Consider the following 15,444-nt stretch of genomic DNA (forward strand, 5'->3'; position numbering starts at 1 on the left):
TCGTTTTGTATTGCAGAACAAGATATGTTGACATCTGTTGATATAGATCCCTGTATGAAAATGGCAAATTATCGTTTTGTTTTAAAGAGTTATCTCATGCATAAAGAAACAGATACAGACAGTAAAGCTGGTTATGTGCCGACATTTCATAAATCTTACCTGCATCCTCGTTACTGGGGATTATGGCTGGGCATTGGTGTGTTGGCCGGGCTGGCTTACCTACCAGTTAAAGTGCGTGATCCTCTGCTGGCTAAAATAGGCTGGTTGGCGGGTAAGTTAGCGAAAGGGGCACGTCGTAGAGCAAGAATAAATCTGTGTTACTGTATGCCGGAACTGACGGAGCAACAGCGTGAAGCATTGATTGATGAGATGTTTTCTACCGCACCTCAACCTTTTGTTATGTTGGCTGAACTGTGTTTACGTGGTACAAAATCAACGTTAAGCCGGACGCAGTGGCATGGGGAAGAGATTATTCTTCAACTGAAAGCGCAGGGGAAAAACGTTATTTTCATGGTGCCTCATGGTTGGGCTGTGGATATTCCAGCGATATTACTGTCTGTGGGCGGACAGAAAATATCAGCCATGTTCCATCACCAGAAAAACCCGGTTGCAGATTATCTATGGAATAAAGTTCGCCATCATTTTGGTGGCCGTTTACATTCTCGTGATGCTGGAATTAAACCGTTTGTTGCTACTGTTCGCCAGGGTTTCTGGGGATATTATCTACCTGATCAAGATCATGGTGAGGAGCACAGTGAGTTTGTTGATTTTTTCGCAACTTATAAAGCGACATTGCCGGCAATTGGGCGATTGATGAAGGTTTGTCGTGCTGCTATTGTGCCGCTGTTTCCGGTTTATAATTACCGTACTCATCAGCTTGATATTTATATTCGTCCGCCAATGGATGATATTGATGGCAAAGATGATGCTTTTATTGCCCGTCGGATGAATGAAGAATTAGAACAATTAGTGCGACCAAATCCTGAGCAGTACACCTGGATACTTAAATTGCTTAAGACGCGGAAAGAGGGTGATATTGAGCCGTATAACAGAGAAGATCTGTGATTCTAATCGCAAGATATATGTGAAAATCATAATCACAGTTTGAAATTTTTTATTGTCCCCCTAATGTTGGGCATGTTAGGGGGTTTTGTGAAAAAACATATTATTTGTACTTTGATATATTAGTTGAATGGTGGTTCTATATTTTCAAATACAGTATTAGTTGAGTGAAATAGAGACGGTAAGAATCTATTTTTACCGTCGGGTCGTTGTTGGATAAGCGAAACGCGCCAGTATTCTAGGCTTACCTGATTGTCGAAAACTTGGCGCTAAATGTAATAAAGTTTTATTCCACTTCAAGAATACGGCAGGTATTAGTACTGCCAATTGTCCCCATCTGATCACCCTGAGTAACCAGAACAAGGTCGCCGGAAACCAAATAACCTTTATCACGCAGACGATTAACTGCTTCATTGGCTGCTGTTATGCCGTCAGTATGACTGCTGCAATAAACTGGTGTAACGCCACGGTAAAGTGCCGTTTGGTTTAAGGTTTTTTCATGACGAGACATAGAGAATATGGGGAGACCAGAACTAATGCGAGACATGATACGAGTGGTGCGACCTGATTCGGTCATTGCAATAATGGCTTTAACCCCATTTAGGTGGTTTGCCGCGTACATGGTAGACATCGCAATGGCTTCTTCGATACTGTCAAAAATTGTGTCTAGCCGATGTTTCGATACGTTTAGCCCGGGCATTTTTTCTGCTCCGAGACAGACTCGCGCCATTGCGGCAACCGTTTCGGCAGGGTATTGGCCCGCGGCGGTTTCAGCGGAGAGCATCACGGCGTCAGTGCCGTCAAGAACGGCGTTTGCCACATCCATCACTTCTGCACGAGTAGGCATTGGGTTGGTGATCATAGATTCCATCATCTGAGTCGCGGTAATCACTACACGATTTAGTTGACGGGCACGGCGAATTAATTTTTTCTGAATGCCAACCAACTCTGGATCACCGATTTCTACGCCAAGGTCACCACGAGCAACCATGACGACATCGGAAGCCAGAATGATTTCATCAATGGTTTTATCACTGCTAACGGCTTCTGCGCGTTCAACTTTTGCCACGATCTGCGTTTCACAGCCTGCGTCTCGTGCCAAGCGGCGAGCATAGTTAAGATCTTCACCGGTGCGGGGGAAAGAGACAGCAAGGTAATCAACGCCAATTCTGGCCGCCGTAATAATGTCTTCTCTATCTTTTTCGGTCAGGGCTTCAGCGGATAATCCACCGCCCAGTTTGTTGATTCCCTTATTGTTGGATAGCGGGCCACCCACTGTCACTTCAGTGAATACTTTCATGCCCTGAACGGTTAATACTTTCAGTTGAACACGGCCATCATCCAGCAACAAAATGTCACCCGGTACAACATCCGTGGGTAATCCTTTGTAATCGATACCGACTTTCTCCTTATCGCCTTCGCCTTTACCAAGATTGGCATCAAGCAGAAATTTATCTCCGACATTCAGGAAAATCTTGCCCTCTTTAAACGTTGATACGCGAATTTTAGGTCCTTGAAGATCGCCAAGAATGGCGACATGGCACCCCAGGCGGGCTGCGATCTCGCGGACTTTGTTGGCGCGCTGGAGATGATCTTCGGCGGTACCGTGGGAAAAGTTAAGGCGGACTACGTTTGCACCCGCAGCAATAATCTTTTCAAGATTATTATCACGGTCGGTAGCCGGACCAAGTGTAGTAACAATCTTCGTTCTTCTGAGCCGTCTGGACATATTTTACTCCGTTGACCTGTGAGTATTGGTATTTGTGATATAAAAATAATCAATAATCTATTAATTATCCTATATACCCGTTATCCTTCAAGTTGCCTCTTTGTTGGCTGCATTCTCTCACTCCGGTCACATAGTTCTCTATGCTCCCGGGGATTCGCCCCCTTGCCGCTGCGATGCATCTTGAAATCCATAGGGTATAAAACGAGTAAAAAAACTCTTCGGCAATCCAACTATCAAGCCTGTTTATAGATTACTTTTGTGACCCATATCAACTTATCATGATACTTTTCGCTGTAGTGCCTATTGACCAGTGTCAGCAACGGATATTTATTGCCGTATTTCTATCCTATCACGATTTGTTCCCGATTTATCAATAATGTGACTGCTCCCCGTCTTGCTGTGTGAGTCTGATACAAGCTTTCTGAAATTTACTGGGATTCAGCAACACTTGAGGGCTGGAAAGCACGAAACGTCCAGGGTGGGTATGCTGTAAAGTATGCAAATGATAAGTTTTCTTTGAGGAGGACGAGTTGGCACTGTCTCTTAAGTCAGACTTATGATCAAGAGACAGCTATTTGCGTGAGATTTGTTAGCGGTCCGGGGGATGTAGGGTTCTTATGCTTTTCGATACCATCCCATTAACTTAATATATGAATTGGTAATTGAAATCGCTGCATTGCCACCAGAATCTCCGGTGTTACCTGAAATTGTATGGTTATGTGCTCCTATTGATACCGTATGAGAGTGGGCACCATTAGTACTGGTGTTGTATTTGTAGTTGTCATTATCTGGTACTTGTGATGACCCTATATTGTTTCTAGAATTGTCGTAATAGCCGTAACGCCCACCCCAAGCTTCACCCCAGCCGCTATCATGATGGTGATCCCCAGTGACATTAGTGGTTTTGGTGCCATAATCAAATGTGCTCGTTGTTCCAGAGAATGTATGATTATGCGCTGGCATTTGTGCCGCTGTCAGATTTATCGAATCGCTGCCACCGGTTGATAAAAGATCGGAACCATTGGTGCTAGCTAATCGTACCGTTTTATTTTCACCAATATATTCCCAGGTAGTGCCCGGAAATAGCACATTGGGATTTTTATTTTGAGCGAACCAAATCACAATTCCTACAGGATATTGGATGTTAATAATGGTTTCGATTAAGCCAAGATTTTTCACAAATGCATTTTTATCAGGAATGTCGGCACCGTTTTGGTCTTTTGCTAGCCGATTATTAGCGTTATCATTTATATCAGAAACAAGCTTCTGTGTTGCCGCAAGGGTATTACTATTGCCTGTTTGGTCTGTGAGTTGAATAATGCCTTGTTGTGTTAATGAGGCGTTTGGCACAGTTGTTGTAATTTTTTGTTCTAACGCTCTATTTAATTGAGTAATGAGTTTAGCTATATCACCATCATCCAAAATATCACTACCAGATTGGGTCGCGATAAAATTAGCGATAACAGAGGAGATGGTTGATGACTGACGTAATACTTTGTTTAGTAAATGAATAGTAATATCGCTTGGGGGAAACCCAGTTTTCAAACTTCGGCTTTCTTCATAGGCTTCTTGACTGACTACATTAGCATTGTTACCAATAGAAAAAGCTTTAAAATCATTCTTGAGATTCATATATTTTCCTCAGATATAAATAATGTGCTTTTATAAACAACATACTGAATTATTAAAAAATTAATTTTAATTAATATATGTCAATAATATTTTAGCTCGGAAAAAACATAATAAAGTATTCTTATAACTTAGAGGGATAATAGTTTTTGTATAATGGGTGGAAATAATAAATGTGAAACTGTTGATCGGGTAAATATCTAAATTATTTATATTCAATATCTGAAAGTTATTTTTATCTTCCTGCTTTCTATTTCTTTCGGTAAATTTTTTATAATAATATCCTATGTTTTAATTTTAAAAGGTCATTATTTTATTGAGTTAACTGAATAATATGGGATTTTCTTGATATAATTCAATAATTCCTCGCTTATCTTGGCTGGTACAGATTATTTACTGATGCTCAATGAGCCATAAACGATCACTGACTACGCAATTGTTGCGAGTCAGCCTAATATACCCGTTATCTTTCAAGTTGCCTCTTTGTTGGCTGCGCTCACTCACCCCGGTCACATAGTTACCTATGCTCCCGGGGATTCGTTCCCTTGCCGTCGCGATGCATCTTGAAATCCATAGGGTATAGTAAGAGGACTATTTTCAGGTCGGGGGAAAGTCAATTTTATCAAAGCGTGAATTTCGTAGCGCTTCTTTGACTCTTTTCAAGTTATCTCTGAATTTTGAACCACGGCGCAGGGTAAAACCCGTAGCTAAAACATCAATAACAGTTAATTGAGCGATTCTTGAGACCATTGGCATATAAATATCTGTATCTTCCGGGACGTCCAGAAGAATGGCGAGTGTTGCTTCGTGGGCGAGGGGAGAATCTTGGGAGGTAATTGCGATAACTGTCGCATCATTTTCTCGCGCAAGTTGTGCTGCTTCGACCAGACTTTTAGTCCTGCCGGTATGGGATATGAGGACGACGACATCACCTTCGGCACTGTTAATACAGCTCATCCGTTGCATCACAATGTCATCAAAATAGATAACGGGGATGTTGAAGCGGAAAAATTTATTCATTGCGTCGTGTGCGACGGCCGCAGAAGCCCCTAAGCCAAAAAATGAGATTTTCCGGGCTTGAGTCAGTAAATCAACAGCTCGGTTAATGGCTGTAATATCCAAATTGTTTTTGACGGTATCCAGAGTTGCCATTACCGATTCAAATATCTTATTGGTGTAGGCACTCACTGTATCGCTCTCTTCAACATTGCGATTTACATAAGGCGTGCCATTGGCAAGACTTTGGGCTAGATGGAGTTTGAAATCGGGAAAACCTTTAGTATCCAGACGGCGGCAAAAACGGTTAACCGTGGGTTCACTGACTTCCGCCATTTTTGCCAGTGTTGCGATACTGGTATGAATTGCAGTTTGCGGTGAAGCCAGGATTGTCTGCGCCACTTTTTTTTCTGACTTACTCAAAAATTCGATACTGTTTTGGACCCGTTCCAGTGTATTCATAAAACGCAGTTACCTGTGGTTTTTGACGATTTCATTCAGAAGAGAAATCTATGTAAATTTTTATGAAAATATACTATTAGCAAATTGAAGCTGGCAGTAGGAAGTCACAATAATTTAATGTTTTTCATAAAAGTATGACAAGTGTCTAACTTTCATATTGGTAATTATCTTTCATAAACGTTGTAAAATTACATAAATTTATCACATTTTTATCATATGCGAAACATATTGTTAACGCGGGGTGATGGTTATTCGTTATCTCTGTTTACGCGCCATGGTCAAAAGAGTACATTATCGGTTAATGCTGTAACAAAATTACAATATCCCGCAACGAGGAGAGACATATGGCGGTTACTTCTACAGCTCAGGCTTGTGATTTAGTCATTTTTGGCGCTAAAGGGGATTTGGCACGCCGGAAATTATTGCCCTCCCTTTATCAGCTTGAGAAAGCGGGTTATATCCACCCAGAAACCCGGATTATCGGTGTTGGCCGGGCTGATTGGGATAAAAAAGCTTATACCAAGGTTGTTGAAGAAGCTTTAAATACATTCTTGCCAGAAAAATTAGATTCAGAATTATGGAAGATATTGAGTGAGCGTTTGGCGTTCTGCAATCTGGATGTTAATCAAAAGGAAGACTTTGCCAAATTGAAGGCAATTCTTAAGCAGGATAATCGGCCTGCAATCCATTATTTTGCGATGCCACCCAGTACCTTTGGTTCGGTTTGTCACGGATTGGGCCTTGCAGGGCTAAATAAAGAGCCAAATCGAGTTGTGATGGAAAAGCCTTTAGGGACCGATCTTGAATCATCCAAAGCCATCAATGATGAAGTGGCTAAATATTTCAATGAGCGTCAGGTTTATCGCATCGATCATTATCTGGGTAAAGAAACCGTATTGAATCTGTTGGCGCTGCGGTTTGCCAATTCCTTGTTTGTGAATAATTGGGATAACCGGACAATTGATCATGTACAAATTACAGTAGCTGAAGAAGTCGGTATTGAAGGCCGTTGGGGTTATTTTGACCAAGCTGGGCAGATGCGCGATATGATTCAGAATCACCTGTTGCAAATATTGACCATGATTGCTATGTCTCCTCCGGCAGATCTGACGACAGACCGTATCCGTGATGAAAAAGTAAAAGTATTGCGTTCTCTGCGTCGTATTGATCATACGAATGTGCGGGAGAAGACGGTACGAGGTCAATACACTGCTGGTTTTGTTCAGGGGCATAAGGTACCGGGGTATCTGGAAGAAGAGGGGGCAAACCAGTCCAGCCGGACGGAAACTTTTGTCTCTATCCGTGTCGATATTGATGACTGGCGTTGGGCCGGGGTTCCTTTCTACCTGAGAACCGGTAAACGTCTGCCAACGAAATGTTCCGAGGTGGTAGTTTATTTCAAAAAGCCTGCACTGAACTTGTTTTCTGAATCTTATCAACAACTACCGCAGAACAAGCTAACGATTCGTTTGCAGCCGGATGAAGGTATTGATATTGAAGTGCTGAACAAAGCTCCGGGGCTGGAACACAAGCATCGTCTGCAAACCACTAAGCTAGATTTGAGTTTCTCTGAAACGTTTAACCATATTCCGTTGGCGGATGCTTATGAGAGGTTACTGCTGGAGGCTATGCGGGGTATTCAGGCGCTATTTGTTCGTCGTGATGAAGTGGAAGAAGCGTGGAAATGGGTTGATTCTATTATGAATGCATGGGCGGCGGATAATGATGCGCCTAAGCCTTATCAGGCGGGGACGTGGGGGCCGGTCGCTTCTGTTGCGATGATCACTCGCGATGGTCGTTCGTGGAATGAGTTTGAGTAATTGACAAACCTTTCTGTTGAAGCTCAAGCCGCACTATAAGCGGCTTGGGTTAGTATCAACAAGGTATCAGCTTATACCCGTTATCTTTCAAGTTGCCTCTTTGTTGGCTGCACTCGCTCACCCCGGTCACATAGTTTGCTATGCTCCCGGGGATTCACTCCCTTGCCGTCGCGACGCATCTTGAAATCCATAGGGTATATGTTGGTATCAATTCTGTTTTTCTATTCAACGTTGTTTATCAGATAAAAAAATAAATGAGATTGGGTGGTTGCTTTCTATTATCTTATATGGTAGAAGTACTAGGAAAATTAACACTATTTATTTATGAGGATTCTTAGTATATCGCGCAGAATATCGGTGCGATGAAGGAATGAAATATCATGAACAGCGCCAAAAGCGTCAAGTTTCAAAGTTCCACTCACATGCTTTTCCTTTCTGCCATTTTATCCAGTGAGCATTACTGGTGCAGTTCATTATAGCGTCTGACTCCTGTTAACCGGTTTTCAACCGGTATTTCTGTTTCGTCAAAAACGCAGGTTATTATTTCTCATCTTATATATGGGTGGGTTTAGGTCATTTATAGTTTGCGTCTTGACGTGCGTATTTGTGTGGTCAGGAGAAAGAAAATGATTTATTGGTTGTTCCTTGCAATGGCAATTATTACCGAAGTTATCGGTACTTTATCGATGAAACATGCCAGCGTTTCCGGTGGTGTAGTTGGCATGGCCGTTATGTACATCATGATCGCCACATCCTATATCTTGTTGGCAATGGCGGTGAAAAAAGTGGCACTAGGCGTTGCGTATGCTTTGTGGGAAGGGGTTGGCATTCTATTTATTACTGTTTTTAGTGTTATGTGGTTTGATGAATCACTGTCATTGATGAAAGTAGGGGGATTGGTTCTGCTGATAACAGGGATTATGTTGATTAAATCTGGCACTAGAAAAGCCGCAGTCAAAAAATCGGCAGAGGTAGTGAAGCAGATGGCAAATAAGGCTGTCAGTGTCGCAACAACCAAAAACGGTAAAATAAAGGAGGCATAACATGTTGCAACAATTTGAATGGTGGCATGCGGCGTTCTTATTCCTTGCTATAGCGTTGGATATTTTAGCGAATATTTTACTGAAAATTTCTGATGGTTTTAGACGTCCTTGGATGGGTATTCTTTCGCTTATTACTGTTCTTGGGGCGTTCAGTGCGCTTGCTCAGGCAGTGAAGGGAATTGAGCTTTCCATTGCTTATGCCTTATGGGGCGCTTTCGGTATTATCGCGACAGTTGCTGCTGGCTGGATTATGTTTAATCAGCGTTTGAATTGTAAAGGTTGGGGTGGAATTGCCTTGTTGCTGTTGGGTATGATGATGATCAAGATGGCTTAAGCCATCTTAATTTTTAAAGTCAGGACAAAGATACGTTATTGGCGTTCAGGTTTTTAACTAACGAATTTTATTGTTTATTTCTTATATTATTTGCTGGCATGCAACTATTTTGCATAATAACCAGCAGATATGAATATACCCGTTATCTTTCAAGTTGCCTCTTTGTTGGCTGCACTCACTCACCCCGGTCACATAGTTACCTATGCTCCCGGGGATTCGCTCCCTTGCCGTCGCGAAGCATCTTGAAATCCATAGGGTATATAAGTGACTTTTAGCAGGTAAAACAGACGTCTGGTTTATGACCATCTTTCACGCAACAACCAGGACAACAAGACTGAACAATATAGCGGCCATTCCCCATCTCCTTCATGTCAAAGTCTTTATAGTGATAAAAAACATGTTGACCCATTGAGGCGGAACAAGATGGGCAACTTTTATAGATCTTGCCTTCTGCTTCCGCAACAACGGAATCATGAAGGGAATCATGACAACCTGAACAAACATCCATAGCATGCTCCATACCAAGTGATAAAAGTTATTGAAGATTAGGCCATGTTTATATTCACTAAACAGTGGCCAGACACTGATGTGCTTATTAGAAAGTATGGACGACGTATAAGTATAATTCAACATTGAAAAGGTAAATAGTCGAAAATCCATTTGGTGAGTTAACTCTGTCAGATGAAATTAACGCGATTTGTGATAAGCAATATTGGAAACTATTTTATTACACTTAATCATCGAAGTTTTATCTACGAATTAAAAATAGTCTAATTTAAAATTATTCCTAAAATAGGCCATTACTAAAGTAGGTGTTTTGGCCTGTAAGATTGATTTATAATAAGTTTATACCTGTCATCCTTCAAGTTGCCTCTTTGTTGGCGGCACTCACTCACCCCGGTCACATCGTTATCTATGCTCCCGGGGATTCGCTCCCTTGCCGCCGCGATGCATCTTGAAATCCATAAGGTATATATACCCGTCATCTTTCAAGTTGCCTCTTTGTTGGCTGCACTCACTCACCCCGGTCACATAGTTATCTATGCTCCCGGGGATTCGCTCCCTTGCCGCCGCGATGCATCTTGAAATCCATAGGGTATATACAGGCTCCTAAAATTCTCAAAAAGCTATAGAAAATGGATTTAAAAATTGTCTATGCCAGAGCAACTTTTTATCTATTTCACTTAATTCAGCTTCTTCACAGATACTGTTCCAATTATCTTGGATTATTGATATTTGTTTATTAAAGATTTCTTTTGCTTTTTTCTCTGAAATATTAAAGTTATGCGCAGTTTCCAAACAAATTTGTAATTGACTTAGATTTTTATTTCCGACTATTAGCATTGCTTGAGATGCTTCATTACCCGATCTACCTTGAGGACATATATCATAAGCAGGGGTTAAACTTAAATTTTTTCCATCCCAAAATGCAGCATGATTTCGAGCGTGATCATCTGTGTTACCACACAATATATTAAAAACTAACCGTGAAAATAATTCTTCTAATGTTTTTTGAGGATTAGTGAAACGATATCGTATAATCTCGGCAAATTTTTCATAACTAGCATATCTAGCCATCATATCATCCAAATTAAATAGGGTTAGAGCAGAGACCATTGATTTTCGTAACCAACCATTTTGGGTATGTTCTCGATCAAATCTTTCAATTAATAGTACATTTTTATTTGAGGATGTTGTTAATTTTACTGGTGCAACATCAATACCAACTCGCTTAGCAAGTTTCATGGCAATAAACTCTGCTTTAACTACACTGTAAAGATCACTACTTGAAGAAAATTTAGCGACATATTTTCTTCCTTTATCCTCAATTAGTGCTTTAGGCCGTGCCCCGCCGATTGAACTACCGTGAAAAAGTGCTTGGTCTAATTCTGGCGTTAATAATAGACCATTTTCAACTCGTTCTGCGGATTGAACTAATTCTTCTAAACTGACATTTTTTATAGATCGTGGAGTATATTCGGATGGAGATAGTTGAAAATCTAAAGCACCTATGCGGTCAGATCCTGATTCAAGAAGGTAAGTTATTTCATTTAATATAGTAGTTTCTGTATCTGCTCCTTTTAGTCCTAATTTTTTGTTGATTATAACTCTGCGACCCCACGCATCAGGAGAAGCGTCGCGGATACAGCCAGGTATTGTTAGATCACTCTGTGGGGATATGATCCCTGATTTTAATGGTAATTCTGGCTCATAAATCGAGATAGATGGTGGCTGGCTATTTAATCTTCCAAGGTAACTTTTACCATAGTTAAATAAAATGCGGCCATTAAATTCTTCTAGGCGGCCAGCCACCACTGGCTTAGTTTGTTCTGGTAACCATATCCAGACATAAGCTTCTTTGTTGTTAGAAATCATCGTACATTTCTCTCTCTTCTTCCTGAATACGTTGTGGTAACAAAACTAGCTTATCTCTCGTTTGTTCTATACGTGCTGAGATAGGAAGCTTATCACTGTCAAACAAGTTGATACCTACAAGGTTAGCTAGCTCAAATGCTAATCCTATAGAGCAACCCATATCTCCGCTTTCAATTTTTTGCAGTGTGGTTCTGGATATACCAGCACGTTCTGCCAAATTCTTTTCTGACCAATGGCGCCGTTTTCTACCTAACTTGATTTGTTCTCCGAGTAACATGACTGCTTCTTTAGAGAATTTTGAATAGGCTCTATGTTTTAACATACTCCCTCCGTATGACCATTATAATGATCATTGATAGTATTAATGACCATTATAATAGTCATTATCATGGTTTGTCAAAATAAGAATGTCAACATTAGATGACCATTATAATGGTCATCTTATAGTTCAAGGCATAGGAGGAAGGTTAGAAGTGTTGGGTTTATACCCGTTATCCTTCAAGTTGCCTCTTTGTTGGCTGCACTCGCTCACCCCGGTCACATAGTTATCTATGCTCCTGGGGATTCGCTCCCTTGCCGTCGCGATGCATCTTGAAATCCATAGGGTATATAATATTCCACTTGGAACAATGGATAATGTAGTTCATGAAAATATCGATTAATATTTTATTTTAAAATGTTATTGCAACTAAATTAACGGATAAAATTATATCTTATTTACATTAATAACACCTATTGGGATATTCTTAATAACCTCCATATAATTAAAATATAAATGCAGGCGATAGAGAATATCCCCAAATTAATATTAAATACCTGCGATAACTTTTATCTCGACTTTGTATTTGGGATTCATTAGTTTAGCTTCAACTGTGCAGCGTACAGGTGCGCTTCCTGCAACAACCCATGCATCCCAGGCGGCATTCATGCCAGCAAACTCTTTTCCATCCGCCAGGAAAAGAGTGGCGTCGATAATTTTGCTTTTATCAGAACCGAGACGCTGTAACATAATATCAATAGCGGCCAGTGTATTCGCTGTTTGCTCAGTAATATCACCATCCAGGTTTTCCGGTACGGCGGTGTAGTAAATGGTTTTATTGTAAACTACCGCTTCGGACCAGCGATCTTGAGGATCAATACGTTCAATTGTCATGGATACTCCTTCCTGTGAATGATTATCTGCCTGATTTTGGGTGGTGATCAGAACATACTATTGGCATAATCTCCATCCATTCTATTGAAAGAGACGGTTTGTGTCAGACGATTTTGCGAAAAATGGTGCCCTTGCTAAAGCAATAACAGGTTTTAAACCCCGTGATGCTCAAAGAGAAATGGCAGTGGCTATTGAGTGTGCGATTAAAAACCATCAACAATTGGTCGTAGAAGCAGGCACGGGAACAGGTAAGACATTTGCCTATTTAGCACCCGCGTTGCGTTCTGGGCAGAAAGTTATCATTTCCACAGGTTCTAAGGCATTACAGGATCAGCTCTATAATCGTGATTTACCGACAGTCGCTGAAGCAATTAATTTCACCGGTAAATTGGCGTTGTTGAAAGGCCGTGCAAATTATCTGTGCTTGGAACGGTTGGAACAGCACTCTTTTGGGGGCGGACAATTGGAAGCAGAAATTCTGTCAGATATTGTTCGGCTAAGAGGCTGGTCTTCACAAACTGAAGAGGGTGATATCAGTACTTGTCACCAAGTGGCGGAAGATAGCCAGGTTTGGCCGTTGGTCACCAGTACGAACGATAATTGCCTTGGCAGTGATTGCCCACGTTATCAGGAATGCTTTGTACTCAAAGCCCGCCGTCGGGCAATGGAGGCAGATGTTATCGTTGTTAACCATCATCTGTTTATGGCGGATATGGTGGTGAAAGAAACGGGATTTGGTGAGTTGATCCCGCAAGCAGAAGTCAAAATATTTGATGAGGCACATCAAATCCCTGATATTGCCAGTCAATATTTTGGTCAGCAATTAAGTAGCCGCCAACTGATGGATCTCTCAAGAGACATCACTATGGCGTATCGCACGGAAGTCCGAGATCAAGTTCAGTTACAAAAGAGCGCAGATCGTCTGAGTCAGAGTACACAAGATTTCCGGCTAGCGTTGGGAGAGAATGGTTATCGGGGTAATTTGCGGGAGTTATTGCAAAATCCGCAAGTCCAGCGAGCATTAGTATTGCTTGATGATGCGCTTGAGCTTTGTTATGACGTGATAAAATTATCTTTAGGGCGTTCAGTCATGTTGGATGCGGCATTTGAAAGGGCAACAATTTATCGTAATCGTCTTAAACGCTTGAAAGAGGTGACTATCCCCGGTTATAGCTATTGGTTTGAAAGTTATGGTCGTCATTTTCTTTTAGCACTCACACCGCTGTCTGTTGCCGATAAATTTAATGAGATAATTAATGAGCAATCCGGTTGTTGGGTGTTCACCTCAGCGACACTCTCTGTTAACGAGCAACTTTCCCATTTCACTGAACGACTAGGTTTAAAAGAGGTGAAAACGTTATTACTGCCAAGTCCATTTGATTATCAAAGCCAGACACTACTTTGTGTTCCCCGTCATCTACCATCACCAAATCAGCTTGGTAGTGCAAAATGGTTGGCAGAGATGCTCAAACCACTCATTGAAGCCAATAAAGGTCGATGTTTCTTTTTATGTACCTCACACCAGATGATGCGCAGTCTGGCTGAGGCATTCCGTGCCAACATGACATTGCCGGTTTTGGTTCAGGGGGAAACTAGCAAGGGTCAGCTACTTTCGCAATTTATTGCTGCCGGCAACGCTTTATTGGTGGCAACCAGCAGTTTTTGGGAAGGTGTTGATGTGCGCGGTGAGGCGCTTTCCTGTGTCATTATCGATAAATTGCCCTTTACGGCACCGGATGATCCGCTGTTAAAAGCCCGTATTGAAGATTGCCAACTTAGAGGTGGTGATGCATTTAATGAAGTTCAGTTACCGGATGCGGTGATTAGCCTGAAACAAGGTGTCGGGCGGCTTATTCGTGATATTGATGATTATGGCGTCGTTGTTATTTGTGATAATCGTTTAGTGATGCGTCCATATGGTGAAGTGTTTTTGAATAGTTTGCCACCTTCACCACGAACCCGAGATTTAACGAAAGCGGTCGCTTTCTTGCAAGCCCGGCAATCTGGGTAAAATCGACTGCGTTGTGATAAAATAGCACCTTATTTTGGATTATATTTCTTGCCGAGGTGCTTAAGGCATGCCTGTACGAATTCTGGCTATTGATACTGCAACGGAAGCCTGTTCTGTTGCTCTTTGGAATGATGGTGCCGTTTTGGCACAGTTTGAAATTTCTCCACGTGAACACACGCAACGTATTTTACCTATGGTTCAATCTGTTCTGGCAGAAGCGGGGATGAGTTTACAACAGCTTGACGCTTTAGCTTTTGGCCGTGGGCCGGGTAGTTTTACCGGTGTACGTATTGGTGTTGGTATTGCTCAGGGCTTGGCACTGGGGGCTGAACTGCCGGTGATTGGTGTGTCAACGCTCAATGCAATGGCTCAAGGTGTTTTTCGTCTGCTAGGTGCAACTCAGGTATTAACCGCCATTGATGCCCGGATGGGAGAAGTTTATTGGGGGCAATATATCCGTAATCAGCAAGGTGAATGGCAAGGAAGTGAAACAGAAGCAGTGTTGAAACCGGAACAGGTACAGGCATTCATGGCTTCATTAAGTGGCGATTGGGTGGTTGCGGGTACTGGCTGGCAGGCTTATCCTCAGTTGATGGCAAGTCATTTAACGTTAACTGATAGTAGTATCACATTACCTCATGCTGAAGATATGTTACCTCTGGCAATACAGATGTGGCAAAACGGTGAAGTGACGGCCGTAGAACATGCTGAACCGGTATACTTGCGTAATGAAGTTACTTGGAAAAAATTACCGGGCCGTTAAGTATCTATTGATGAAGCTTGTAGTAAAAGAAAGTATCAAATAGACAGAGTTATTTTAAACATCATG

The 15,444-nt window shown here is 41.7% G+C and carries 16 protein-coding genes; 7 read left to right on the top strand and 9 right to left on the bottom strand.

Going from position 1 to position 15,444, the window contains the following annotated elements:
* Positions 1-96 precede the first annotated feature (96 nt).
* Positions 97-1,065, top strand: coding sequence for a lauroyl-Kdo(2)-lipid IV(A) myristoyltransferase (gene lpxM / locus CKY02_RS16535; protein WP_112896143.1), 969 nt, complete (start codon positions 97-99; stop codon positions 1,063-1,065).
* Between the two features lie 283 nt (positions 1,066-1,348).
* Here lpxM and pyk read toward each other — a convergent pair whose 3' ends face one another.
* From pyk to CKY02_RS16550, 3 genes are all read right to left on the bottom strand, one after another.
* Entirely contained in the window at positions 1,349-2,791 is a 1,443-nt protein-coding gene (pyk, locus tag CKY02_RS16540; protein WP_112896144.1) for a pyruvate kinase, read from the bottom strand.
* A 615-nt stretch (positions 2,792-3,406) separates the two neighbouring features.
* Positions 3,407-4,423, bottom strand: coding sequence for a tail fiber protein (locus CKY02_RS16545; protein ID WP_112896145.1), 1,017 nt, complete (start codon positions 4,421-4,423; stop codon positions 3,407-3,409).
* 594 nt (positions 4,424-5,017) lie between these two features.
* Positions 5,018-5,878, bottom strand: coding sequence for a MurR/RpiR family transcriptional regulator (locus CKY02_RS16550; RefSeq protein WP_011146375.1), 861 nt, complete (start codon positions 5,876-5,878; stop codon positions 5,018-5,020).
* Positions 5,879-6,222: 344 nt separating this feature from the next.
* On the opposite strand from CKY02_RS16550, the gene zwf reads away from it, so the two are divergent.
* The 4 genes from zwf to mdtI all read left to right on the top strand — a co-directional run bounded on the left by zwf (position 6,223) and on the right by mdtI (position 9,075).
* Positions 6,223-7,698, top strand: a complete 1,476-nt coding sequence (gene zwf / locus CKY02_RS16555) for a glucose-6-phosphate dehydrogenase (RefSeq protein ID WP_112896146.1) — start codon at positions 6,223-6,225, stop codon at positions 7,696-7,698.
* 16 nt (positions 7,699-7,714) lie between these two features.
* On the top strand, positions 7,715-7,882 hold the full coding sequence (locus CKY02_RS24805) for a hypothetical protein (protein ID WP_167405322.1): 168 nt from the start codon (positions 7,715-7,717) through the stop codon (positions 7,880-7,882).
* A 442-nt stretch (positions 7,883-8,324) separates the two neighbouring features.
* Entirely contained in the window at positions 8,325-8,741 is a 417-nt protein-coding gene (mdtJ, locus tag CKY02_RS16560) for a multidrug/spermidine efflux SMR transporter subunit MdtJ (RefSeq protein WP_112896147.1), read from the top strand.
* A 1-nt stretch (position 8,742) separates the two neighbouring features.
* The gene (gene mdtI / locus CKY02_RS16565) at positions 8,743-9,075 is read left to right on the top strand and encodes a multidrug/spermidine efflux SMR transporter subunit MdtI (protein WP_112896148.1); all 333 of its coding nucleotides are present in this window, start codon (positions 8,743-8,745) and stop codon (positions 9,073-9,075) included.
* Positions 9,076-9,156: 81 nt separating this feature from the next.
* Here mdtI and CKY02_RS24810 read toward each other — a convergent pair whose 3' ends face one another.
* The 6 genes from CKY02_RS24810 to CKY02_RS16585 all read right to left on the bottom strand — a co-directional run bounded on the left by CKY02_RS24810 (position 9,157) and on the right by CKY02_RS16585 (position 12,604).
* Positions 9,157-9,381, bottom strand: coding sequence for a hypothetical protein (locus CKY02_RS24810; protein ID WP_162120253.1), 225 nt, complete (start codon positions 9,379-9,381; stop codon positions 9,157-9,159).
* Positions 9,347-9,583 (bottom strand): hypothetical protein, encoded by a 237-nt coding sequence (locus CKY02_RS16570; RefSeq protein WP_112896149.1) that lies wholly within the window; start codon positions 9,581-9,583, stop codon positions 9,347-9,349. Before CKY02_RS16570 ends, CKY02_RS24810 begins: the two co-directional genes overlap by 35 nt.
* Before the next feature lie 295 nt (positions 9,584-9,878).
* A complete protein-coding gene (locus CKY02_RS24815) occupies positions 9,879-10,061 on the bottom strand; it encodes a hypothetical protein (RefSeq protein ID WP_167405323.1) in 183 nt (60 codons plus the stop codon).
* 133 nt (positions 10,062-10,194) lie between these two features.
* Positions 10,195-11,451 (bottom strand): type II toxin-antitoxin system HipA family toxin, encoded by a 1,257-nt coding sequence (locus tag CKY02_RS16575; RefSeq protein WP_193493149.1) that lies wholly within the window; start codon positions 11,449-11,451, stop codon positions 10,195-10,197.
* Positions 11,441-11,728, bottom strand: a complete 288-nt coding sequence (locus tag CKY02_RS16580; RefSeq protein ID WP_240002071.1) for a helix-turn-helix transcriptional regulator — start codon at positions 11,726-11,728, stop codon at positions 11,441-11,443. The genes CKY02_RS16575 and CKY02_RS16580 overlap by 11 nt, the downstream gene beginning before the upstream one ends.
* A gap of 531 nt (positions 11,729-12,259) precedes the next feature.
* Positions 12,260-12,604, bottom strand: a complete 345-nt coding sequence (locus CKY02_RS16585) for a RidA family protein (protein ID WP_112896150.1) — start codon at positions 12,602-12,604, stop codon at positions 12,260-12,262.
* Between the two features lie 100 nt (positions 12,605-12,704).
* On the opposite strand from CKY02_RS16585, the gene CKY02_RS16590 reads away from it, so the two are divergent.
* Positions 12,705-14,615: a DNA repair helicase YoaA gene (locus CKY02_RS16590; RefSeq protein ID WP_112896151.1), complete on the top strand. Its 1,911-nt coding sequence runs from the start codon at positions 12,705-12,707 to the stop codon at positions 14,613-14,615.
* Between the two features lie 67 nt (positions 14,616-14,682).
* Entirely contained in the window at positions 14,683-15,378 is a 696-nt protein-coding gene (gene tsaB / locus CKY02_RS16595) for a tRNA (adenosine(37)-N6)-threonylcarbamoyltransferase complex dimerization subunit type 1 TsaB (protein WP_112896152.1), read from the top strand.
* Positions 15,379-15,444: the final 66 nt, after the last annotated feature.

The sequence above is a fragment of the Photorhabdus bodei genome (assembly GCF_003287735.1).
Classification (GTDB): Bacteria; Pseudomonadota; Gammaproteobacteria; order Enterobacterales; family Enterobacteriaceae; genus Photorhabdus; species Photorhabdus kayaii.